Origin of the sequence: Rhodococcus sp. NPDC057297, from assembly GCF_042667435.1 — a bacterium.
Classification (GTDB): domain Bacteria; phylum Actinomycetota; class Actinomycetes; order Mycobacteriales; family Mycobacteriaceae; genus Rhodococcoides.
In genome coordinates, this window is sequence record NZ_JBHUZE010000002.1 from 357,720 (window position 1) to 381,162 (window position 23,443).

Annotated in this window: 19 protein-coding genes; 4 read left to right on the forward strand and 15 right to left on the reverse strand. The window is 64.4% G+C overall.

Going from position 1 to position 23,443, the window contains the following annotated elements:
- Window positions 1-5 precede the first annotated feature (5 nt).
- The 11 genes from ACFULT_RS07645 to ACFULT_RS07695 all read right to left on the reverse strand — a co-directional run bounded on the left by ACFULT_RS07645 (window position 6) and on the right by ACFULT_RS07695 (window position 13,491).
- Window positions 6-1,589, reverse strand: a complete 1,584-nt coding sequence (locus ACFULT_RS07645) for an SCO6880 family protein (RefSeq protein ID WP_378481073.1) — start codon at window positions 1,587-1,589, stop codon at window positions 6-8.
- A gap of 4 nt (window positions 1,590-1,593) precedes the next feature.
- A complete protein-coding gene (locus tag ACFULT_RS07650) occupies window positions 1,594-3,783 on the reverse strand; it encodes a hypothetical protein (protein WP_378481074.1) in 2,190 nt (729 codons plus the stop codon).
- A gap of 8 nt (window positions 3,784-3,791) precedes the next feature.
- Entirely contained in the window at window positions 3,792-4,517 is a 726-nt protein-coding gene (locus tag ACFULT_RS07655; protein WP_378481075.1) for a hypothetical protein, read from the reverse strand.
- A 43-nt stretch (window positions 4,518-4,560) separates the two neighbouring features.
- A complete protein-coding gene (locus ACFULT_RS07660) occupies window positions 4,561-4,968 on the reverse strand; it encodes a hypothetical protein (RefSeq protein ID WP_378481076.1) in 408 nt (135 codons plus the stop codon).
- Window positions 4,969-5,033: 65 nt separating this feature from the next.
- Window positions 5,034-5,636, reverse strand: coding sequence for a hypothetical protein (locus ACFULT_RS07665; RefSeq protein WP_378481077.1), 603 nt, complete (start codon window positions 5,634-5,636; stop codon window positions 5,034-5,036).
- A complete protein-coding gene (locus ACFULT_RS07670; protein WP_378481078.1) occupies window positions 5,633-7,324 on the reverse strand; it encodes a peptidoglycan DD-metalloendopeptidase family protein in 1,692 nt (563 codons plus the stop codon). Before ACFULT_RS07670 ends, ACFULT_RS07665 begins: the two co-directional genes overlap by 4 nt.
- A 159-nt stretch (window positions 7,325-7,483) precedes the next feature.
- Window positions 7,484-9,595 (reverse strand): cutinase family protein, encoded by a 2,112-nt coding sequence (locus ACFULT_RS07675; RefSeq protein ID WP_378481079.1) that lies wholly within the window; start codon window positions 9,593-9,595, stop codon window positions 7,484-7,486.
- A gap of 47 nt (window positions 9,596-9,642) precedes the next feature.
- Entirely contained in the window at window positions 9,643-10,959 is a 1,317-nt protein-coding gene (locus tag ACFULT_RS07680; protein ID WP_378481080.1) for a MinD/ParA family protein, read from the reverse strand.
- The gene (locus ACFULT_RS07685; protein WP_378481081.1) at window positions 10,959-11,645 is read right to left on the reverse strand and encodes a hypothetical protein; all 687 of its coding nucleotides are present in this window, start codon (window positions 11,643-11,645) and stop codon (window positions 10,959-10,961) included. The genes ACFULT_RS07680 and ACFULT_RS07685 overlap by 1 nt, the downstream gene beginning before the upstream one ends.
- Window positions 11,646-11,726: 81 nt before the next feature.
- Window positions 11,727-12,350, reverse strand: coding sequence for a hypothetical protein (locus tag ACFULT_RS07690; RefSeq protein WP_378481082.1), 624 nt, complete (start codon window positions 12,348-12,350; stop codon window positions 11,727-11,729).
- A gap of 58 nt (window positions 12,351-12,408) precedes the next feature.
- Entirely contained in the window at window positions 12,409-13,491 is a 1,083-nt protein-coding gene (locus tag ACFULT_RS07695; protein ID WP_378481083.1) for a hypothetical protein, read from the reverse strand.
- 784 nt (window positions 13,492-14,275) lie between these two features.
- On the opposite strand from ACFULT_RS07695, the gene ACFULT_RS07700 reads away from it, so the two are divergent.
- From ACFULT_RS07700 to ACFULT_RS07715, 4 genes are all read left to right on the forward strand, one after another.
- On the forward strand, window positions 14,276-14,791 hold the full coding sequence (locus ACFULT_RS07700) for a hypothetical protein (protein WP_378481084.1): 516 nt from the start codon (window positions 14,276-14,278) through the stop codon (window positions 14,789-14,791).
- A 619-nt stretch (window positions 14,792-15,410) separates the two neighbouring features.
- Window positions 15,411-15,719, forward strand: a complete 309-nt coding sequence (locus ACFULT_RS07705) for an ImmA/IrrE family metallo-endopeptidase (protein ID WP_378481085.1) — start codon at window positions 15,411-15,413, stop codon at window positions 15,717-15,719.
- Entirely contained in the window at window positions 15,716-16,855 is a 1,140-nt protein-coding gene (locus tag ACFULT_RS07710; RefSeq protein WP_378481086.1) for a DUF6545 domain-containing protein, read from the forward strand. Before ACFULT_RS07705 ends, ACFULT_RS07710 begins: the two co-directional genes overlap by 4 nt.
- Window positions 16,856-16,872: 17 nt before the next feature.
- On the forward strand, window positions 16,873-18,282 hold the full coding sequence (locus tag ACFULT_RS07715) for a cytochrome P450 (RefSeq protein WP_378481087.1): 1,410 nt from the start codon (window positions 16,873-16,875) through the stop codon (window positions 18,280-18,282).
- Between the two features lie 1,113 nt (window positions 18,283-19,395).
- Here the strand turns inward: ACFULT_RS07715 and ACFULT_RS07720 are convergent.
- From ACFULT_RS07720 to ACFULT_RS07735, 4 genes are read right to left on the reverse strand one after another with little or no spacing between them, the layout of a single operon-like run.
- Window positions 19,396-19,869, reverse strand: a complete 474-nt coding sequence (locus ACFULT_RS07720; RefSeq protein WP_378481088.1) for a hypothetical protein — start codon at window positions 19,867-19,869, stop codon at window positions 19,396-19,398.
- A complete protein-coding gene (locus tag ACFULT_RS07725) occupies window positions 19,866-20,813 on the reverse strand; it encodes an acyl-CoA dehydratase activase (protein ID WP_378481089.1) in 948 nt (315 codons plus the stop codon). The genes ACFULT_RS07720 and ACFULT_RS07725 overlap by 4 nt, the downstream gene beginning before the upstream one ends.
- Window positions 20,813-22,153 (reverse strand): 2-hydroxyacyl-CoA dehydratase subunit D, encoded by a 1,341-nt coding sequence (locus ACFULT_RS07730; RefSeq protein ID WP_378481090.1) that lies wholly within the window; start codon window positions 22,151-22,153, stop codon window positions 20,813-20,815. The genes ACFULT_RS07725 and ACFULT_RS07730 overlap by 1 nt, the downstream gene beginning before the upstream one ends.
- A gap of 30 nt (window positions 22,154-22,183) precedes the next feature.
- Window positions 22,184-23,329, reverse strand: a complete 1,146-nt coding sequence (locus ACFULT_RS07735) for a 2-hydroxyacyl-CoA dehydratase subunit D (protein ID WP_378481351.1) — start codon at window positions 23,327-23,329, stop codon at window positions 22,184-22,186.
- Window positions 23,330-23,443: the final 114 nt, after the last annotated feature.

Below are 23,443 nucleotides of genomic sequence, written 5' to 3' on the forward strand. Positions count from 1 at the left end.
CTGGCCTATCTGCTCGATCGGGTGACGGCCAGTCCGCGGCCGAGGGGCAGGGTGACGAACAGGGCGACGTCGTGGTTGTCGTCCTGCCAGTCGATGGTCTTGATCGCCGAGGCGTCGGCGGCTTCGGTGACCCGCATGCACGCCCGTTCGAGGTCGTCCTCGTCGCGGCCGGTGACGGCGATGGTCATGGAGTAGACGACGCCGTGGTGACCGGATCCGGGTTTGAGGTCTTCGCGGCGCCGAGCGGACGCGTTGGTCATCACTTCGCTCGATCCGTCGCCGGTCTTGCCTTTCTTGTCCTGGCTGGCTTGGGCGGCAAGGTCCTGGGTGAAGTCCTTGGCGGCGATGTCGCGAGCGATCCGGTCGCGGACGAAATCCATTCGGACGCTGATGGTGCGGATCGTCGGCGACGGGGCGGTGTCGTCGTCGCCAGGATCGGGTGCGACGTAGGTCAACAGCGGCGCGAGCCACAGCGGCCCGAGTTCGACCGGTTCGATGCTTGCCGGCGGCATCACGCCGACTCTGGTGTGCCAGCGGCCGGAGACCACGGCGGAGTTGGTGCCGCCGATGTAGGAGGGCCAGCAGTTCGCCCAGCGTGCACCTTGGTGGCGATCGAGTCGGTAGGTCGGGTCGATGAACGCTCGGATCACCGCGCAGGTGCGTTGCTCGCCGAGGACCTCCACCCGTCCGAATCCGGCGGAGACGAGTCGGCTCACCGCGCGCATCGTTTCGTCGCGGATGACCTGCGCGACTCCGCCTTCGTAGCGTGCGTTCTTCCCTCCTGCTGCCCGGAATGCGGCGGCGTCGAGCATGTCGGTCTGCGGCACTTTCAGTACCACGTAGGCGCGGTGCTCTTCGCTGTGTGGGCGGATGGTGTCGAGTAGGTTCCCGTAGGAGGTCACTGGCGCTTCCAACCGCATGTCGCCGAGAGCTTCGACCCGCTGTTCGACCCAGTCTTCGTGCATCGTCAGATCGGCGGGGATGGAGCGGTGCAGGATCTGAATGCCGCGTATCAGTGAAGTCTGCTTTGCCAGGGAGGCTGTGAACTTTCCGAATTTGTCCGACGTACTCGCCCATGCTGCGTCGGTCCGCAGTCCGTCCGCGAGGCCTTGGACGGCGAGGACGACGGTGTAGTACGGGCGCTCGCCGGGGTTGGCGGTGCGGACGATGAACATCTCGTCGAGGCCGGTGCCGGCGACGTCGAGGGGTTCGGTGCGCCCGAGCGGCACGGGGTACTCCCAGCCGGGGTCGAGACCGGGCTGCCCGAAAGCGGGATCGGCGGCGTGCCGGAAGATGTGCTCCCCGCGGCGCATTCGCGTCATCCGGCGGAGGGTGTGCAGTTCCCGGGCAGCGAAGGACGGCCCACCGAACTCCAAAGTCGCTAGGAAGACAGTGATGTAGAGGGTAGCGACCATACCGACAGCGAGGGTTCCGCCCCCGATGACGAAATAACCGGCGACGCCCAGGGCCAAGGTTGCCGACCACGCGATCAAGACGGGTAGGGCGATTCCGGTCATCCCGCGGCGAGCGATCTCGCCGCCGAGGATCGAGGTGCGTTGGACGTTGTCGTGGCTGGTCTCGGTGCTCATCAGCTCACCTGCCTTCGGATTCGATAGCCGAGGACTCGGCGGTGGCTTTGGCTTTGTTCATTGCTGCCGACGCGGACTGCGCCGCGATCGGGACTGCGACTGCGCCGGCGGCAGCCACTGCCCCGGCGGAGCCCTTGGCGAGTTTGCCGCCGAGGCGCCCTGCCATTCCGAGCGCAGAACCGCTGCGTCCGGTGGAGCCGCCGCCACCGGATGCCGGTGAGTGCCCGATCGATCCGGTCGCGGCGGTGCTGTTGTGTCGTGAGTGCGGCGAGTGTGCGGCGTGGCCGGTGTTGGCCAATCCGCTGCCCGAGGGGGTGGAGCGCACACCACCAGCAGCGCTGCCGCCGCCGCCCGACGACCGGCCTCCACCGCCGCTGCGGCCTTGGAACAGCGCCGAGCTGCCCAGGCCGCCGACGACACCGCCCGCGATGGACCCGCCGCCGGATCCGAACCCTTCGGAGTCCGATTTAGTCGGCAGGATCGGTGCCCACTTGAGCAGCGCCCACGGCGCGAATCCGACGAGAACCATCGATGCTGCGACCAAGGCCAGGGAACCGAGCGAGGTCAGATCCCCCGATCCGCCGCCCCCGGAAAGCAGAGCATTGTTCGCGCTCGCAAGGACGACAGCGATCAGCAGGAACAGCAATGGTTTGCTGAACACCAGGCCGACGAAGGTCAGCACCGGTCGTAGCGCCTTGACCCGCCACGTGGGGTGGACCCACATGCCGTAGCCGATTCCTGCGATGCACGCAGCCAGCGGTAGCCCGATCTGATGTAGCAGTAGGCCGATGTAGACCGACATGGCCCCGAAGAGCAACAGTCCGAAGAAGATCAGCCCGACGACGGAGCCGCCGACGACGGTGTCGCTGTTCATCGCCGACATCGAGCCGTAGATGTTGTCGACCATCTCGGTGACGGTCGAACCGCTCGCGGCGGTGATGCCGTCGGTGAGAACTTTCGCTATCTCGAGCAGGAACTGCGCACCGATGAGGGAGAAGATCATCATCACGAACCCGGCGGGGAGGTAACCGAAGACGTTGGCGACGAGCTCGCTAGGAGAGCCCTTCTGCCGAGATCGGGTGATCGCGATTAGGACCGCGAACGACATCACCATCGTCCCTATGCCGGTCGAGACGGCATACCAGGTGAGAAACCACGGTTGGGTGGGGTCGAAATCTCCGGTGGAGGTCAGACCCCGCAGGACCGCATCGGTGAGGGACAGGGCGCCGGCTTTGGTGGAGTTGGCCCAGTCGTCGATGACGGTGGCCGGGTCCTTGACGAAGTCGACGACGTCACCGACGGTGCCGGCAACCCAGGAGAACGCTTGGACATAGGCCTTGCCGAGCTTGTACTGCGGGGTCGACTGCACGAGGGTGCTCAGTGCTTGGCCGACCCGATCGGTGAATCCGGTGTTCTGATCGATCCAGTTCGCGGTGCCCGCGAACAACCGTCCGATCGCGAGATTCCAGTCCTGGCATTGCCGGACGTCACGTTCGGACGCGGCTTTGCTGCAGTCGACGAAGAAGGCGTGCATGCAGTACTGATCACCGGACCCTTCGGAGCACGGATCCGACCACGCAGCGTCCGGAACCTTCTCGGCCCCGGGCAGTTCCTTGATCGCGGTCAGTGAATCGGCGTCCGGGGCGCCGGCCCAAGCGAAACCCCAGGTACTCCACTCGGTGGTGCCCCACCGCGCGAGGTCGCCCGCGCAGGTGCCTGTAGGGGGATGAGAGCTCGAATCACCGGCCGGAAACACTGTCGGCAGAGCGGATTCGGGTGGTTCGACACCGTCTTCGACGGCTCTCTTGGCGGCATCGACGGTGCCCACGGCTTCGCTCTCGCTGCCGGCGGTCAGGGTGGCGCCGCCGACCATGTCGATCTTTTGCGCGTCCGGTGCTGTCCAGTACAGCAGCCGGTTCTCTGCGGAGAGGGCCTGCGAGATGTAGAGACCGAGATCGCCGCCCTGGTCACGGCATTTGCCGGTGAACCACGGTCCGTTCTTGAATTCTTCGGTGCCGCCGATGAACTTGCGCAGATCCTGCGGAAAGTTCTCCGGCAGCTTCGATGTCGCCTGTTGCCCGGTGACTGCTCCTGGTTCGGGTGCGGGCTGGGGCTGGGCGGCGGCGAACGCGGCCGGCCCGAACAATGCTGCGAGGGCGGCGGCGACGATGACGAGAACGAGTCGGCGAATCATGTTCTCTCCTAGTCGATGTAGAAGGTGTAGTAACCCGCTGTCAGCTGACCACCGAGGGCTGAGTCAGCGGCCGGGTAGGACGCGTCCTCCGGGCGCGGGCCCTGGCGGAAGGACCAGTCCTGTGCCTTCCAGTCGCCGTCCTGCCAGACGAGGGAAAGATCAGTGGTCGAATACGTGGTCGATACGGCGACCTTGCCGGTGTCGTTGATGTCGGATTGACCGACGCCGATCGTCCAGATCGTCACCTCGGCGGCGTCTTGGGTGAACGACGTAACCGTCACCGCTCCCGGCAGAAGAGACAGCACGTCGTCGTCCTCGTCCCGATTGCTTTCGAGTTCGAGAGCGGTTGCCAGCGTCGGCCCTGGGGCTGCGACGATCATCGACTCCCGTACACCGGACATGTCGATACGTCCCTGACCGGCCTGCGCGATCGCCTGAATGGTGTTCACCGCGGCGGTCGACGCGCCTTGCTCGTCGCGGGTGTAGCCGCTGGGCACACCGTTGTTGACCGTGGTGGGTCCATGAACGGCCCGAATCGCGTCGCTACCTGTGTCGCTGCCGTTTCCGGATCGACCGGTGACGGCGATGACGAGGATCAGCGAGAGCGCCACCACGACCACGCCGGCGATGACGGCGAGAATCGGGCCACGGCGGCGCGCCGAACGCTGCCGATCGGGCTCGGTCTGAGTGGGGCCGGAGGAATCAGCCGAGACGGCGCGGTAGTCGGTTCCCATGAGTGTCTCTCTTTCTGGTGTGGGTTCGTGTGGGGTTATGGGGTCAGGCGGCGGGTTGGACGAGGAGCAGAACCGCGCCGAAAATCGGGGAGACAGCCGCGACACCAGCAAGGCAGTAGAGCGAGAACTTCACGTCGTCGGAGGCGTCGGAGAGGTCGGTGGGCATATTGCGACCGCGTGCCTTTCTCAGTTTCAGAAACGACGTCACGAGGTAGAACCCGGCAGCCGCGAAGCAGCCGCCCCACACCGCCGCCAGGATCCGCTTCCACGTGGAGTTCAAGGCCGGCCCCAGCAGCCCGAGATCGGGACTGATCCCGTCGAAGGGGTTGACTGCCTGCGCCGACGCAACGCCGCCGGCGAGGAGGGTGAACGCAGTGGTGAGTGTGAGGATGCCGAGAACTCGGCGGAGTCGGATGCGGCGATCTGTGGGAGCCGCGGTGGGGGTGGTCATCGTGATCCTTTCGGAGAGAGTGGTTTCGGACTGGAGGTGCGGTGAGGTACTGGGCTGAGGGTGTGTCATTTGTTCTGGATGCGGTTGACCTCCCACCCGGTGGGTCCGCGCCGCAGGATGACCGCGATGATCGATTCGCTGACCGGTGAGCCGTCGATGTTCTGGGTGAGCCGGTAGGCGCGGTAGGCGACGTCGTCGGTCTGCGGCGGGGTGGGTTCGTCGTCGATGGCGAACGTCGGGGCCACCACGGCGCTGCGGCTCGCCCAGGACAGCCACTGCGCACCGGGGCTGGATTGGGCTGTGGTGGCGGTGATCTCGCGGGCGTAGTCGGCAGTGAGCAAAGGCGCGGTGCGGGCGGCCGCGTCACCGGGGCCGGCGTCGACGCCGGTGTTCCAGGTGAACCAGATCGTCAGTGCCGCGGCTGCGACCGAGTCCGGGTCGGTGCGGTCGACGTCGACACCGTTGGGGAGCGTCGTCGCTGCGGGCGGCGGGGTGCGGACCGGGTCGATCGACTCCGGTGGTGTGTCGCCGGGGTTCCACTGCTGCGCCGGAATCGCCGGACCCTCTGTGGTTTTCGAGGCTCCGCCGTCGCCGCAGCCGGTGAGGACCACCGCCGAGATGAGTGCGGTGGCCACGAGAATCCCGGTGCGGGTGTGGGGGTTGCTCATCCGAACCTCCGTGCAGTCAGGTCGCTGGTGGGCGGGGTCCAATCGGATACTTTGACGACGTCGCCGGATTGCGGTGCTTCGACGACCTGGTTGTTTCCGAGCCAGATGAAGATGTGGCCGGGGTGGGGTTGGATGATGTCGCCCGGGGCGAGTTCGGCGGCGGTGTCCACGACACTGCCGCGGGGATCGGCGATCTGCGCCGAATCCTGATGCGGCAGCACGATCGCACCGCCGGAGGCTTGCGCGACGGCGTAGAGCACGAGGCCGGAGCAGTCGAAGCCGACCTTGTTGAAGTCGCCGATCATGTCGGCGCGGCCGCCGCCGTCACTGATGCCTCGGGTGGGACCGTTTCGGTCTCCTCCGCCCCAGGCGTAGGTGGTGCCGAGCCAGGCCATCGCTGCGGCGACGACGTTCTGCCCGAACGGCCCACCGGCCACCAGTCCTGGGCCGGTGTTCGGCACTGCGACCGCGAACTTCTCGGCGGCGGCTTTCGGGATCTTCGCGACGTAGTCGAGTGTTTCGGTGTTCTGGCAGACCCGCCCTTGGGAGAGGGTGGCGCCGGGGCCGCAGTTGTACATCGACAGGTACAGCTCCGTCAGATCGCCGGTGATCTTCCCGGACGCGAGTGCGTCTTTCGCGATGCCCGCGAGCTCGCAGTCGTAGGCGGCTTGGGTCATCACCGCATCGGCGATGCTGCGGGTGTCGGTGCGGCCGTCACCGTCGCCGTCGACGGCTTTCGCGGCCCAGGTGGCGGGCATGAACTGCGCCGGGCCGTCCGCTCCGGACGAGGGGTTACGGGCGTTGACGTCGAAGCCGCTTTCCTGTTCGAGCTGCGCGGCGACGATCGGTGCGGTCACTTCCGGGCAGACGGTGCCTGCTTTGACGATCCACGGTTCGAACTCCGCGGGTACCGACCCGGGGCGCAGGCCCGTAGTGCCGGTGGGTTGACCGCAGCCCGGTTTGATCGCGGCCGCCAATCTCACGTCGCGGCTCGACGCACGTTTCGGCGCCGAGGAGGCCTCAGGTGCCGTCGTGGGGCTTTCTGCCGCCAGTGTGTCGGTATCCGGTGCAGCGGGGGCGCTCGCTCCGGAGGAGGCCAGCCAGGCGACCGGATCGACCGCGTTCGACCCGGCGGCGAGGCGGGTGCCGGGCCAGACCTCGAAATGCAGGTGCGGTCCGGTGGATTGGCCGGCGTTGCCGACCTTCCCGATCGGATCCCCGGCGGTCACGGTCTGGCCTTCGGCGACGTCGACACCGTCGTCGTTCATGTGCCCGTAGACCGTGGAGACCGATTGGCCGTCGACGGTGGTGTCGATGATGATCCAATTCCCGAAACCGGACGCAGGTCCGGCCTTGAACACGGTGCCGTCGGTGGCGGCGTAGATCGGCGTACCGGCGGACGCGGAGTAGTCCTGTCCCTGGTGGCCTTCGTCGGCTCCGGTGACGGGGTTGATGCGCGGCCCGAACGGGCTCGTCGCCTGGTAGGTGCCCTCGCGCAGCGGCATGACCACTGTTCCCGAATGCGGTGCCGCGCCGCCGCCGGTGGCGGGCAGGCAGGTGCCTTCGTCGTCGGCGGGGGTCCGGTCACCGGAGAGCACACCGAACAGGGCGGTCGCGGCGAGCAGCGCGATCAGCAGTGCACTGACTGTGCCTGCTGTCTTTCCGCTCGGTGTGCCGTGTGGTGCCATCGGTTGTGTATCCCTTGTCGATCGAGGTGATCGATGCCCGCCCGGACACCGTGAACTGCTCGTCAGTGGTAGTGATGTGGTGCGTGTGTGTGGGATGCGCTGGGTGTCGTGTAAGGCCCGCCCGGCCGGACACGAACCCCTTGCATCAGTGGAAGGTGTTCAGGCCCCGATCTTTTGGCTGAAGAAGTCGATCAGCCATTGCAGGGCGCTGCGGCCGGTGGAGTCGATCTGGAAGTCGGCGTAGGACTGGTGCGCGCCGGAAGCGAAGAACGTCGCCGCGTCGATCCCGGCGCCGACGAGCTCGGTCAGATCTCCGGCGCCGGGGGAGGAGGCGAGGGAGACCAACGAGCCTGCGAGACCGGCGAAGTCGCCGGTGGCCGCTTGCTGTCCGTTTGCCGCGGACTGCCCGCTCACCTGAGTCTGCGCACCGAGCTGGTCGGGGCTGGTCTTGCTGGCGCCGCCGGAGATCACCCCGACCGCGACGGATGCGAGGTCGAGACCGATGGGTAGTAGTTCTGCTGCGGCGGCGAGGTTTCCGGTTTCGAGGATGTTCCAGCCGACTTCCTGAATGGCGCCGACATTGTTCGCGAGCCGGATGACATCGACGCCCGCGAGCAGGCCCAGGACGAGGGAGGCGATCTGCGCCGATCCGGAGGGATCGGGGATCAGTGCGACGAGCCCGGCGAGGGTGTGCAGGTCGATACCGGCGGCCATCTTCACGATCGGCGCGAACTGGTTGTTGAGCTCCCCGGCGATGCGGTGCGCGTTCTGGACATCGAGCGCGGCCACGGCCTGCGGGAGGGCGATGAGATTGTCGACTATGCCCTGGTAGTCCAGGGAGGTGAACCCGGTCGCGACGTTCACGATCTGGCCCACCACTGTTTTCGGTTTCAGGAGCGAGAGCACCTGCGTCGCGGAGGTCAGGGCGTCCGGTGTCACCGACCCCAGCGGTGCGATCTGCCCGCTGAGGGTGGCCGCGGAGTCGGCCAGGCCTGCGCCGGTCACCGATCCCGATGCGGCGGTGCCGCCGAGGATCGATGCGGCACCGTCGGCAATGGAGGTAGCGGTGGCGATGGTGGCCGGTAGGTCGATCTGATCGAGGGCATCGAGCACCCCGGCGGTCTGCTTCTCCGGTGAGCCGTCGGCGGCGGAGTCTAGGGTGGAGCGGATGCCGGGGTTCGCCGCGATCACCGAGGCCACGTCCGCGACCGGGGCGAGTGTGTTCGCGAGTGAGGTGGCCGAGGCTTCGACCCCGGCTACCTGCGATTGCGTTCGGCTCGCGCCGACCGTGTTCGGGAGCGATCCGATGCGGTCGGACAGGCCCGATACCGTACTCGCAGCACCGGCGAGGTCGACGCGGGAAAAGTCCGAGACCAGCGAGGCCCCGAAGTCGCTGCCCGCCGTCGCCGCTGCGCTCGTGGTACCCGCCTGCCCGCCGGCGGCGCCTGTCGTCGAGGTGCCGGTCACGCCGCCTTGCGTGTTCGCTCCCACCGTCAGTGACGCTGACGGTGTTGAAGCCGCGGACGGTGTCGATGTAGTCGAGCGTGATGCTCCGGCGGTGGGGTTGGCGAGGATCTTGCCCAGTCCGGCGATCAGGCCGTCGGGTCCGGCGTTGGTGGAGCAGTACAGGTCCGTCGGGGCGCAGAGTTGGCGTACGAGCGGGGCGAGTGAGCCGAACCCTTCGGGCCGGACCCCGCCGATGCCCTGGCCGTCGACCTTTGGGCCGACGAGGGTTCCGCCGGCGGTGCCCTGGTGGGGATCGGCGACCAATCCGACGCCGAGGATCCTTCCGGCGGGGATGACGCCGCGACTGTTGCCGATCGCAGCGGCGACATCGCCAGCTGCGTCGGCGCCCTGGGAGTAGCCGGCGAGCAGGAATTTCGCTGTGGCGCAGGCAGAGGTGAGGATGTTGTTGATCGAGTCGATGCCGGTCTGCTTGCTGTCGGTATAGGTGCGGCCCTGATCGAACGCCGACGCCGAGTAGGCGGGGTAGCGGACGTCGATGTCGTTGCCGTACTTTGCTTTCAGCGCGTCGCCGACTGTTTTCAGCATTCCGACCGGGACGGCCGGGTTTGCGGCGGCGGTGGTCTCCCATGTTCCTGGGGTCATGACGGCGACGTACTTCGGGCATCCCGCTGCGGCGGCGATTGCTGGTGTTGCCCCGGCGACCGTGGTCGAGGATGCAATCACCGCGGCAGCCGCAGCGACGCTGGCAACTGTGGTCAGTCGTCGTCGCCAGTGGCGGCCGGTGCGGGCGGCGTCGGGGGTCATGGCATCTCCTGTGCAAGCTGGAATGGGAAAGGGGTGGGTGGAACGGTTCAGGCGCCGCGGCGGCGATCGCGGCGGCTGTCGTACTGCGAGAGCTGCGAGAGGTTCTGCTCGGGTGGGTGGCGGTAGACCGGCTCGGGTGCGAAGGAGTCGGAATACTCGAACGCTGCCGCGCGGCGGGCCGCACCGAGCGTGTCGGCGACCATCGCAGTGACGTTGGTGTAGGCCTCGACGGTGGACGCCGGGAGATCCTTGTAGACGATCCGATCCCCACGAGCCAACGCCGGATCGTAGGGTGCTTCGACGAAGTTGGACTCGGGGACGCCGAGGGCGCGCAGGTCGTTGTAGATCATCTGCGAGAGCTCCGGGGAGGAATCGGGGGTCAGACAGGTGACGATGACCGTCGAGGCGAGCAGATGCTGCTTACCGCGCGCGGCGATACCGTCGAGCATCAAGAAGACCTGTTTGGCGATGTCCATCCGCAGCGGCAACGGCACCACCAACACATCGGAGTGCTCGATCGCCCACTGCCAGTTCTCGGCCAGCGGATTCGTCGCGGTGTCGAGGATGATCAGATCCCGGTGCCGGCGCAGCACCGCCATGACAGCGGCGCATTCGTCCCAGCCGATACTGCGGGACTGGGTCGTCGAATTGTCCGACGCGAGAATGTCTTCCATCGTCGGCTGCCGCCGCAGAAACGCGTTCAGCGATCCGGAGACCGCCGAGGAGGAGGCCAGCTCGCCCGCGTGGGCGAGTAGATCCCACACCGTCAGTTCCGGATCGGTGGTCCGCGCAGCCCGGTCACCGAGGGATCCGGACGACTCGCTCGCGTCGAACACCGCCACGCCTTGGCCGCGGTGTTTGCCGAACGTCGCACCGAGCATGATCGAGGTGATCGTCTTGCCGGAGCCGCCTTTCGGGTTCATCACCGACACCACCGAGCACCCGGGAAGCGGCTGCTGCACGGTGCGGACCGACTGCCGGAACCGCACTTCGGCGGAGACGTGCTTGGGTCGCATATGTGCCCCGAACGCGGCATTGAGGCGTCCGCGCAATCCCCACGTCGCGGGTTCGGTGGTCAGGTCCTCTTCGTGGCGGTCGAACATCTTCGCCCGATACAGCGTATCGGGGTCGACGTCGGGTGCATCGATCGCGGCGAGGGCATCTTGTCCGACGCCGTACGGATCCGGCGTCAGATCCGCATCATGGGCGCCGTTGTCGACTGGGTCGGTGGCGGCGGCTTCGGGGCGGCGCAGGCGCTGGTTGCGCAGATTCACCGCCGCTTCGGCTTGGTAGTCCGCGACCGGGTTCGCGATCTCGCCTGCCAAGGCGTCGTTTGCTCCGGGGTCGGGTTCGCGGGAGGCCATCACTGCACCACCGCATTCGCACTCGGGACCTCACCGGTGGTGTCGTCTTCGTCGACGAGGAGGTCGGTGAGCCGGATCGCTTGCCAGGCCCGGTGCCCGGGTACCTCGCACCAGAGCACGGCGGGGTTGTCGTCGTCGATGTCGAGGCGTTCGAGGTGCACGCCATGCTTCGCTGCGACTGCGGCGAGGCGGGTGCCGTCGATGTTCGGGTTGGTGATGTGCAGGATCAGCCGGATCGCGGGCACGCCGAGTTCGTCGCGGAGTTTGCCGGCGAGGAATGCGGCCTTCCCGGCGGCCGAGTCGTCGGCGGAGTCCTGGTCACCGAGCCGGAACACCGAGTCCTTGGCGTGGAAGGTGCCGTACCAGGCCGTCTCTTCGCCGTCTCCGACGACGGCGAAGCTGCCGCGTTCGTCGCCGGCGGCGTGGAGCTCGATCAACGGGGCCGCAGCGGCCGCTTCGGCGACCTCGTCGGTGACTTGTTCGGCTTCGCGGGCACGGAGGGTGTCGTAATCGAGGTCGAGTTGCTTGTAGAGCTCGCGTTTGACCTTCGGCCACAGCGACCGGCTGAACAACCCGGCATCCTCGGCCCACGCCCGCAGAGCGGCGGTATCGGCGGTGCGGAGGGTGTCGGCGGCGGCGCGGACGGCGCTCGCAGCGGTGTCCCAGTCTGTGGAGGCGCTGGTCATGATGGCGTGGGGTCCTTTCGTCGGGCTGGTCACCGAGGGCGGTCGGTGTTCTCGCGGTTTCTGGTGCCGCTGGCTGAGCGGTCAGGCCGCATCGATGGAGGCAATGACGTAGCTACCCTCGATCTCGGTGGTGGTGATGCGTTGCCGGTACTGGGTGCCGGGGACACCGTCGGCGCTGCTCTCGGTGATCGTGAGAGCGAAGACACCGGGTCGAAGCGCGTCGACGTCGAGGCAATAGCGTGTGCCTTCGGGGACGGTTGCTATGCCTGCGTCGAGGTTCGCGGCGACGGTGAACGGTGCCGTCGACGGTGCGTCCGGGGAGATCAGAGCGTGTGCGGCGGTCCCGGAGCGCTGGACGTAGTAGGCGTGCTCGAACGCGGCGATGACGCCCTCACCGCTGTTCTGATCCCCAGGCGGCATCGTGCAGTCCGGTCCGGCTGGGACCGCCGGGATGGCGACCGGGGGAGCGGTCGTGGTGGCCGCGGGTGGTGCAGCTGCAGGGGTGGTCGAGTCGCCGCCGGTGAACACGGCGATCAACGCGACGAACAGCAGAGCGACCACCGCTGCGAAGGCGAACAGCAACCGCCGGCGCAGGCGCGAAGGGCGAGGGGTGGGGGTGGGTCGGGATGAGGAACCCGACGGCATCCCCGACCGACTCGGGCCGGTGGCCCGAGCGATCGGGGATGTCATAGAGCGTCGCGACATCGTGGGGAGGATCCTTCCTGGCAGTGAAAAACTCTCAGGCAGTGGCTGACTGGTGGTGTCAGGCCGGGATCTGGCCGGCGAGGGTGGCGTTGACCTGATCGAGAACCGGACCGGCGGCATCAGCGATCGCGGGCTGCTCGAGCACCGTGGATGTGAAGCCCTCCACTGCGGACCGGGTTGGTTCGATCCAGGTGTTCGCATCGTTGAAGGCCTGCTCGACTGCCGGTGCGGACTGGGCGGCGGTGTTCGCCTGGGCAAGTAGATCCGGGCCGGCGTCGGTGGTCAGAGGCGCTGGAATCACCGGGAGCTGCTCGGCGGACGGACCGGCCGGGGGTGCCTCGATCGCCGGTGATTCCGGTGCCGGGGCTGGTTCTTCGATGATCGTGGCTTCGCCGCCGGCGGCTGCCGCACCGAGGACGCCGCCGGTCACTGCGCCGATAGCGGTGGTGGTGGCAACGATCGGAGCCGAGATCGCGGCACCGATACCTGCGCCCGCGAGGGCTGCTGCACCGGGAACGAACACGTAACCGAGAGGGCCTGCCCAGATGATCGCCGGAGTCAATACCGGTGTCGCCGCGACACCGAGAACACCACCGAGAGCGGCGCCTCCTGCCGTGATCGCAGCACCGGGGACGAGGCCGGCCGCCAGTCCTGTCGCGGCGCCACCGGCTGCGCCGGCGGCGGTACCGGCTGCGATGCGGTCGGCGCGAGGTGCGTCGGCGAATCCGTGGTCGACCAGCAGGTTTCCGCCGTCGGCTTGTATAGCCTGGAAGGTAGTCGATAGCTGGCGAGCGAACACCGGATCGATGAGTGCCGGATCGTAGGGAACCGGGTTCGCGCCGACGAGGATCGTGCCCTCGGGTGTTTCGATCGGTGCGATCGCTTTGCGCTTGACCGTCGGCACAGGGGCCGGTTCCGGGGTGGGCGCGGGCTCGTCGGCGGCGGGCGGGCCTTGGATCGGTTCGGGAGTGCCCGCGTAGTAGGCCGGTTCGCTGTCGAACGACTGCTGCTGACGACCGGCGTTGTAATCCTCGACCGTGCGAGTGTTTTCGGAGTAGTCGTAGAGCGGGGTGTAGCCGGGCAGATAGTCCTGCTCTGCGGGTTCTGGTGCCGGCGATACCGGAGCCGGTGTAGTTGTCACCCCGGGCTGCGATCCCTGCGGGGCGGTCACGCCCGGCTGAGAGGGGGCTGCGTGAGCGGTCGGAACAACCGTCAGACCTGCGATAGCGACTACAGCGGCGGCCGGGATCGCCTTCAGGACCGGTCTGCGCGCTCGTTGTAGGCTGGCTTGTCGAGAAGGGTGCGTACTCACTTGTTATCGATCTCCTAGGTAGGTGGGCCGCTCGGGCCTCTGCTGATTCCATTGGCCAGCAATGGTTCTGATGCCCATGAGTGATAGAGGGCGCTGTCACATCGCAAGAGGTGTCGGTTCCGACCACGCGACGGAGATGGCTCCGTCCATGTCGAATACTTGGTGAAGCCCGTGCGTGTGTGGTTCGCGCTCGCACGTGTGCGTCGAGCCGGTCCTGCGATTGATGATTCGAGCGCTGCAGGACTCAGCCGTTTGTGGTTGGTCCTGGCTGCGAACTGCATCCGATCGCACCCTGCTAGGTGGAGCCGTTCTGCCGTCGATTTCTGTTACCCCCGGTCGGTTGACGAACAGTCAAGAAGAAAATAGCAAAAAAAGACAAATTAAGTAAGACCTGTCGTTGCCGCTGGGTAGGGGAGGCCCGAACGGAGTGGGGATCTGCATATATTTATCTTTAGTTGCTGATGATTGACGGGAGGCATATGGTGTGGCGGTGGACGGTCCTGGACGATTGGCTGAAAAGGTGTGGCGACGGCGCACTGAGCTAGGCCTGAGCCGCGCCCAGGTCAAACTCCGGGGAGGGCCTTCGATTCCCACGCTTCGTGACGTGGAAGCGGTGAGCGACAGAACGATTTCTGCGTCGACTTTGAGCAAACTGGACATCGGTCTTGGTTGGCAGCCGGGAAGCGCTGCTGAAGTCCTGAACGGGGGTGACCCCACTGCCAAGCCCGCCAACGAGGGCTCGCGTGCGACGAAGGGGCCGGACTTCGTGCCGGTCGGCGTGCCGGTCCTGGTGGAACTGCTCGCGGTTTCGCAGGACATCGAAGAGGCTGCGGCAAGACATCGCGAAGTAATCGAACTCGCAGACCTTTCGGACCGACTCGCGAACGCATTGCATCCGATGTACGGCGAGTATGTAACGGGCTTGTTCGAGGCGAATCGTCGCGAACATGGTGTCTTGTCTCCGGTGTTCGCGGTGTTCGGCAGATTGCTCGATGAGCCGAATGATTCGAGTGACGAAGGAGAACGGGAGGAACGCGCGTACAGGCGATGGTTGGCCGGACGTGATCAAAATTTGACGGAAGAGCAGCGGGATAGATTTGAGCGTCGTTACGAAGGAGGTGCGGAATGAAGAGAGAACCAGTTGCGCTGCCGGTTCTGCCGGACCGTATCGACTTGCTCTTTCGTGTCTGGCGGCGCCCTGGAGGTGCGGAGCGGTCTTCGGTAGAGATCGCTAGAGAGCTGCAAGAATCCGGGTGCGTAGTAACGCCTGAGGACATCATCTTGTGGAGGTCGGGGACTGCGACGCCCGGTGAGTCTGAGCTGCGAGCCTTGGCTTCCGCGTTTCCCGGCGAATCCAATGTCGAATACCTGCTGGGCGGAACCGAAGCAGCGTCGATTCACTCACAACTGCAGCTGGTTCTCGAGTTGATCGAGGGGGGAATCAAAGACGTACGATTGCGCAGAGAGCACGCAACTATTCAGCAACGAGAATTGACAACACTGCTCGCTGACCTCCGCGTACAGCGGACGAGAGGCTGAGTATTCTGTAGTTACCCTTGGGGGAGGGATTAGGGGTGGAAAAGTCAAGCCAACGCGTTCTGGAGACAACGAACGCGGTTCGTAAGCTCGTTCCAACGCCGTGGGACCGCGACGAATTCGTCCGACAGATGGGCATCAGTCGTGGTCGCCCGATAGTGTTGAAGCCAGTGCAGGCAACCGCGTTGAGCAGATTGCCCTGCGGACTGTGGTTGTCCCTCGACGATCACGACGAAATTGCCTACGATGCTGGATCTTCCGACTACCACATCGACCAGACCATCTTCCACGAAGTCGGACACATGCTGCTCGACCATCATTCCGAGGGACAAGCTTTTGGTGGGCTAGCCGAGATGTTGCCGGACATCGACCTCGGCGCACTTCGATTCGTCATGACGCGCAGCAATTTCGACGATGAACAAGAAAGCGAAGCCGAGCTGTTCGCTGACTTGCTCATGTCGACCGCGGTGAGCAGGTTTCGCCAGTCAAATGTGATGTCCGACGTGTGGGGTAGGAGATGACCTCGTCTGTCACCGCGTTCATCTCCTACCCGATCATCGCGATCGCGATCGCAGTTGTTGGAGGCCGGATTCTGGTACTCAGTGGCACACAGTCCTCGAGGAGGGTGACAGCGGCGGTGGCTGCGCTGACTATATCGGCGCTGCTGCGCGAGGGTGAGGTTCAACACTTCGTCGCTAAAATCACGGCCGACACTGTCGATGTTCAACTTGTTCGGCAACTCAGCACAGCCTTTCTGATGCTGACGATGGTTCCGTTGGTCGCTATGGGCGCACGGTGGGTTTTCGGATACCGGAGCGAAAGCTGGGGACGATACATCTACACCGCAGCAGGTGTGTCGGTGGCACTTCTCATCGTCGTCGGAGCGAACGCGCGAGACTCGGACCGCTACATCGATATATCTCCCGGTCGGGAGACAATCATCTATTTCGCAGTGTTCTCCCTATGGACTGCAACAATGGCGACGCTCTACCTGTATGTGTCTGTACGGGAACTCAAACGAGGCTATCTGCCACGGCGTTTCGTTCTCATGTTCGTTGCCCTTGGGTTGCTGTCTCTCTGGGGCGTGGAAGAGACCCTGTCGATCATGACAAGTGCCATATTCGCCGGGACGGACCATCCGAACGCATTCGTGCACTGGAGGGTGGCCGCCAACGAAACCAACATGATCTTCATACTGTTGGCCGCAGCGCTCTACGCAGCAGTGCCGCTCACCTACAGGCTGGCAGAGACGATTGGCGTCGATCACTGGTCTCGCTCGTGCAGGAAGCTGACTCCGATGTGGCGCGATCTCACAGTCGCATGTCCAGAAGTTCTGCTGAGCGGCGGCCCGGTGCCCTCGACCTCTCGTCAGCGTGTACACCGAATGTGCATCGAGATGCGCGACGCTCTAAGCGTCCTCGCCCGCTTCAATTCGCCTTCAGACGTTGGCCTGCATCTCACTCGATCCCGGATCAGTGCGATCGCCGAAGCGATCGACGCCAAAAGGGCGGGAGTTACACCGACAAGGTTCCGATCGTTCGAACTGCCGTCGGCGCGGAGCCTCGATGGCGAAGTAGACGTGTTGAGAGTAATCGCAAAACAGTGGGTCCAGGCTCGATCAGATAAGACCTTAATGGCTGCCGAGCCAATCAATTGAAATTCCTGGGGGAGACAATGACGTCAACCGATGACCGACGAATCCATTCGCGCGACCGCGCGCTTCCGCATCCGCCCTACCGCATACCGTTCCTGGGTGACTTGTGGGATCTCCACGTCACCGATTCGAGTCAATGGGGTTGGCGTGGAGCACAACGGTACGGGGGCATCTACGAACGAAACGTCCTCGGCGCGCGGATAACCTACGTGTCCAGCCCAGAACTGGTGGCAGAGGTCAACAACGAAGACCGCTGGGCTAAGTTTCTCGGTGTACCGATTCGAAACCTTCGTGCCGTCGCGGGCGATGGACTCTTCACCGCACACAACTCGGAGCCGAACTGGGCCAAGGCCCATGCCATCCTCGCACCCGCATTCACACAGTCTTCGATGCGGACGTACCACGACAGCATGATCGAATCGACTGATAAATTATTGCAGCACTGGGCTTCCAGAGAAGGCTCCTGGTGTGACGTTCCCGCCGATACCAGCAAGCTTGCGCTCGACGTGATCGGCCGGGTTGCATTCGGATTTGACTTCGAAACATTCTCCGGCAGCGAACCTCACGAGCTTGTTGTCCGGTTCCAGCGGGTGCTTCGCTACATCAATCGCGCTGCCTACTCGCATCCGCTCGTCGAGGCAACACTATTCAGACCGCAACGTGACCAGCATCGGGAGGACATCGCCGTCATTCACCGGCTGGTAGATGACATCGTTGCCTCCAGACAATCATCCAGCGGTGGCGGAGATCTACTGGATCTGATGCTCAGTTCCGTGGATCCCGTTACTGGAGAACCCCTCTCCAGCGAGAACATTCGAAATCAGATTCTGACCTTCTTGGTAGCGGGCCAGGAGACCTCTGCCGGGGTGATGGCGTTCGCGCTTCACTTCCTGTCCACGCACTCAGACGTCGTCGACAAGGTGCGGGCCGAGTTCGAGACGGTCTGCCCCGATGGCGAGCTGACTTTCGATCGGGTGGCCAAGCTCCGCTACTTACGTCAGGTAGTCGACGAGACCTTGCGTCTGTGGCCAGTGGCGCCGGGGTACTTTCGGAAGGCGAGGGGGGACACGTTTCTAGGTTCGCACCCGTTCGAGGCCGGCGAGTGGGTCTTCGTCGTACTGCTGCAATTGCACCGGAATGACGCGTGGGGCGCAAACGCTGACGAGTTCGACCCTGATCGTTGGGGACGTGAACGTCGTCCAGCCGACTTGGCGAACCTGTACAAGCCGTTCGGGACAGGGATGCGCGGGTGTATCGGGCGTCAGTTCGCGTATCACGAAATTCTGGTCACGCTCGCGTCGGTGGTCGGCCATTTCGAACTTGAACCCGAACCGGGGTACGACCTCCAAGTCACTGAGTCGATCACTTTGCGACCGTCTGATTTGCGACTTCGTATGACCCTCCGGGACGCAGGCGGTCATCAACTTTGATCCCATTTCGCGATTATTCAAAGCTCGTTCGGACCGCGGATGTTGCAACATAAACTGCATTCTTTACACCATCTCCAGTGAAACGCCAGTTCAGAAAAGTCTTCCGTTCCGCAGTCTGTCGGTTACCTGCGCCATGCTGCCCCTACAGACTCCCGACCAACCAGAAGACCCGCGTCGATCGCCTGCGAGGGCACTACGGAGCTCGGGTCGACGGCAGGGGAGCCCGAGATCCCGCCTGCATTCGCAGAAGCGGATCGCCAAGCGGTCGAGTCGCCGCGGTCGGAGGGCGCACGGAAGACGTACACCGCCGCATGGCGGCACTTCACTGGGTGGTGTGATCGAGAGGGGCGGGTCGCACTTTCTGTGTATGCGTGACCTTCGCTGCGGATCTTGTCGACGCCGCCGACGCTCGGGCAGCTCCTGCGACGTGCGCCGATCGACGTGCGGCTTACGGTGGGGGTTTGAGCATTGCGTGTTCGCCTGCGTAGATGCCCACGCCGTTCGACCTTGGCGATCTCGTTCGGGTGCTCGATCCCGAATTCGCCGATATCGATTCGTACGCAATGCACTCGGTGCCCTCGCCGCACGGAGGCATTCTCGGTTCGCACCTGCTCGCACAGCAGGTGGTCATCGCGGATCGCCCGCACCCTGGAATGCGATTCAGTCTTCATACACCACCTTCCTTGCAGCGGTTGGACGGAGGTGACGATGAACGTTACCGTGGAACGATCACGGCAGGGCCGTTCATTCTTGTTTGCAAGACTGACCTTCCGGCAGGTCGGCGTGATTGTCTACGACTGCGACTTTGTGTGCTCGAGCAGTGAGGGCGGTCCGCAATACCTGGCTGAGAGGTCGCGCCGTGCACTCGACGTCCGCTCCCGTGGTCTGCAAATCCTCGTTGGTTCGATAGCACCACGTCGAAGCGGAGAACACCTCGTTTGGAGACGGCCGCCAGTTCGGCCGGGAGGGTGATATACGACAAGACGGGTTTGCTGGTAGTGACGTTCGAGTCGTCCGGATTGCTGCGAGCTCTCTAGAAGGTCGGAGAGCGACCCTCATAAACGCAGCTCGACGGACTACGAGTCCAACAAGGGCACCTGGATGATGGCCTGGTCAGATCGCCCGATCGCGCTGCAGTGCAATGAGAACGGTGTCCGCAACGGCGTCGTCGTCACCGCCGGCCGGGACGTACCGCCACCGGACGCCACCGTCCTCGTCGGATTCGCCCTCACCGATTGTCACTATCGTCCCGGATTCCGCTGCGCGCATGTCGTCGGCAACCAGGTCGAGGAGGCGCCCGGCGGTCGAACATTGCACGAGAACATCCGGTTCTCCGAGGGACGCGGACAGTCCTGTGAAGACCCGTTGTGCGTCGTCGGCCGATGACATGTCTCCTGCATCGGCCACCGCCCAGATGCCCGATGCGGACCGGAACAAGGTTGTGGCGTTGCCGGCGGCAAGGTCCGCGTCGATACCGATGACGCCGATTCGTTGCACGCCTACCGACACCATACGCCTGCCGATGGCGAGACCGAGCGAAGTGTCACCACCCGCGATGAACACCGTGGAGTCTTTCAACGGGGTCATCGCGTCATCTGTTGCGACGGACGTTCGAGTGTGAGGGGCACCGCGTGGCTGTGGTCTCCGCGGGTTCCGTCGCACCCGGCGCAACGCGGGACTATTCCGGCAGCGCGGTCGGCCAATTGGCGACGGGCACCGCTGTCGCGGGTATCGATGGCATCGATGGACCCCGCATATACCTCGCACGCCAGGAGACCCGCTCCGTAGGCGCCGGCGATCTGAGGTTGATCGAGGACCACGAGCGGTTGACGTAGGGCCTTTTCAATGTAGTGCCGCGCAGCCGTGTTTCGGGCTACTCCGCCTGTCATCACGGCCGGTGTGGCCTTGCCGACCTGGGCCACCAATCCCAATGTTCGAGCGGCCACGGCCCTGTGCACGGACGCGGCGATGTCCGACTTATCACGGCCCTGCGCCAACATCGAGATCACTTCGGTCTCAGCGAACGTCGCGCACATGCTGCTCACCTCGAGATCGTCGTTTCCGGCGAGTGCGAGGTCGCCGACGTCGGTGACTTTTACTTCGAGCGCGCGCGCCAGGACGTCGAAGAAACGTCCCGTTCCGCTCGCGCAGCGATCGTTCATGGCGAACCGATCGACGAGACCATCGGAATCGACAGTGATGGCTTTGCTGTCCTGTCCACCGATGTCGATGACCAGTCGTACGCCCGGGTACAGCGCCGCAGCACCGCGTGCGTGACACGTGATCTCGGTGAACGAGCGATCGACATCCGGCACCAATTTTCGGCCGTATCCGGTACTGATCGTGTAGCGAATGTCAGTGCGCGACAATCCTGTCGACTGCAGCACCTGATCGATGGCACGCAGGACTGCGTCCCGGCTCACGGCGCCCATCTGCACCACGACCGAGCCCACCAGAGCGCCGTCCTGGTCCACCACGGCAGCCTTCGCTGTGGTGGATCCGAGGTCAACGCCCATCACGTACCAAGTCATCAGACCGTCGTCTTCATCCGCTGGACATCGATGGCTTCGAGCATCGCCTCGAGTCGGCTGTCGAACAGTTCGTCGTTGTAGAACGACGCGTCGGCAACGTCGCCTTCGAAGAAGAAGGACTTGACCCCACGCTCACGTTCGGCGGCTTTGGCCAGCATCGATTGCGGATTCGTCATCGCGCGGCATGTGCGAGTGGAGTGGAACGCAATACCGTCGATCGCGTACTGATCCAACCGGCGGAGCAGGAGCTCTTCGAGGTTCTTGAGACCGTGGTTGAGCGGGCACAGCAAGTAGTGCTGTGCCATTCCTCTGAGGGGGTTGTCGACGTCGATCAATTGTGGCTCTTGCCAGAAGGATTCGTGCGTGTAGCGCCCGGCCACGACGGCGACGTCGTACTCGGCGAATTTGCGCGTCAGAAATCCGAGCTTGTTCCAGTTCATGATCCCGTCGAAGTACAACCTGTACCGCTCGTTCTGTACGGCCGACACCCCGTCGACGATGCGCTGCTGAATTTCCGCCTTCACGCCGGCGAAGTAGTCGACGAGTGCTTGATTACCGGGGAGGAAGTTGATGGGGGCGATACTGGCCACCCAATCCCAGTAGGTGGCCGGTGTCGGCGCGAGTGTGCACAGCTCCATTGCTTCCAAGCGCAACTCGGAGGCCCGCTTGATGTAGGACATGCTCTCGCTCAGCGCATCCCAGTCGAACGGCCGGCCAGTCTGGTGCTCAAGGAACGACACCAGTTCGCGGAGTTGCCCCTCGGCGTAGGTGCTCACCTCGTTCCACTCCTCGCCGCGCATATATCCGGCGTCGGGTTTGTTGCCCCACAACATGGGGAGCGAGACGTTGAAGACGGGGAGCTTGCGGTCGAAGACCCGGTAAGTCATCGCGTCCCACTGCTGGCCGGTGCTGCAACCGGCGTAGCCGTTGACGAAGAAGTCGGGGGCAGGAAGTTTTGCGGCGAGTTCTTGTTGATCGAGCATCCCGACCACGCCGTTCTCGGCTTCCGTCGCATTCTTCTGTGTCAGCACCGCGCAACCGAGGTGCGTGCGCGCGTACGAACACAGTTCACCGATGTATCCGTATTCGGCTCCGGCAGCCTGGGCCGGCTCTTCGAGGTGTTGCGCGGCGAGACGGGCGGCAAATGCTTCACCGTGACACCATTCCAGGCCGGCGGCCTGAAACAGCGGGTTCATCGCCGCGCCGTTGTACCACACCACGTGCTTGCCGCGTTCTTTGGCGGTGAAGATGTTGTCCCAGTAATCGGCGGTCATCTTCCCGCCGGCCCTGGTACTGCTCAGTCGGTTGGTTTTGTCCGGCGTGCGCGTGTCGGTCGACATCACGATCTCCTCGAGTTGGTTTGTGTCGAATTAGGCCGGAACGGAGGCTGATTGCCGTCGGATTCGCTCGATGAACGTCTCCATCTTCGTTCGCAACGACTCCACCGGAATGCCCTCGTGCTCGGTTTCGACGAGCAACGACGGTACGTCGTGTACGTCGAGGGCTTTGCGTAGTTCCGGGTAGTAGAGCATGTGCGGTTCGCAGAATTTCGCAATTAGAACCACTACTCCCACGGACCGGCTGCGCGTCAAGGAGTCGAGGAGGTAGGTATCCCAGTCGACCTTGCTTGTGACGCGAGTCGGGCACGGCGCGTTCAAGTTTCGTTCCATATACCACGTCGACAACGCGCCGAGCCGATCACCGGTCTCCGGAACGTCCGTGGAGATGTATCGATACCCAGTATACAGGTCGTCGTCGACGACCAACCCGCCGGATTCTTCGATGACGTCCAGAATCTCCGGTTTGGGTGCGTGGCAGAAATGTCCCGAAAGATGTAAGCGCACAACGGAGGTGTCCGGTTCACCAACGTTCAGGTTGTCCCGGATGGTCTCCAGAATGCCGGTGTGCTCGGCGACATCCATCACCATGCTGGACTTGACGAGCAGTTGCATTTCGCCGGCGGTGATACGCACGGCGCCCGATCGACGCAGATCGTAGAACTCGCGGAGCGCTCTGCGGTTGGCGTTGAAGAGCGCGACGCTGGTGGCGAGTGCGTCGTCGGTGACCGACGTTCCCGTGACCGTTTCGATCTCGGATTTCATATCGACGATGCGGTCGTCGACACGCGGTTTGGCGAGGACGTCGTCCATGGCGCTGGTGAACTGGGCGAAGTGAACCGGTTTTTCCGGGCGCACGTATCGAATGGCGTCGACGGCTCCGAGCAACTGGACGCAGTGGTCGGCCGCGACGAACCCGTCGAATACGTCGAGCTCGCCGATCGCGGCCTGGTCGGCAACGCTGCGCGTGTAGCCACAGTAGAACTCCGCGAGCATGCTGCGACCCTCGGTGATCGGAGTCTTGCTCTCCTGAATGATCACCGGCAACGCTCCAGCGGCGTGAACGAGCTCCGACGGGAAATTCATCGGGAACGATCCGATCACGGGTTTGCCGTGAGTTCGCTTCCACGCCGAGGCGTAGGAAACGGGGTCGTCAGCGGCAGCGCGCAAGGTCGCCATCGATGGTTCGTGTAGTTCGGTCACGGTCGGACTCGGCTTCCTGAGGGGGAACACACCGCGACGGTGCTACGCATCACTATACGTTTCTAGGTAGATGTTGTCCAAAAATGTCGA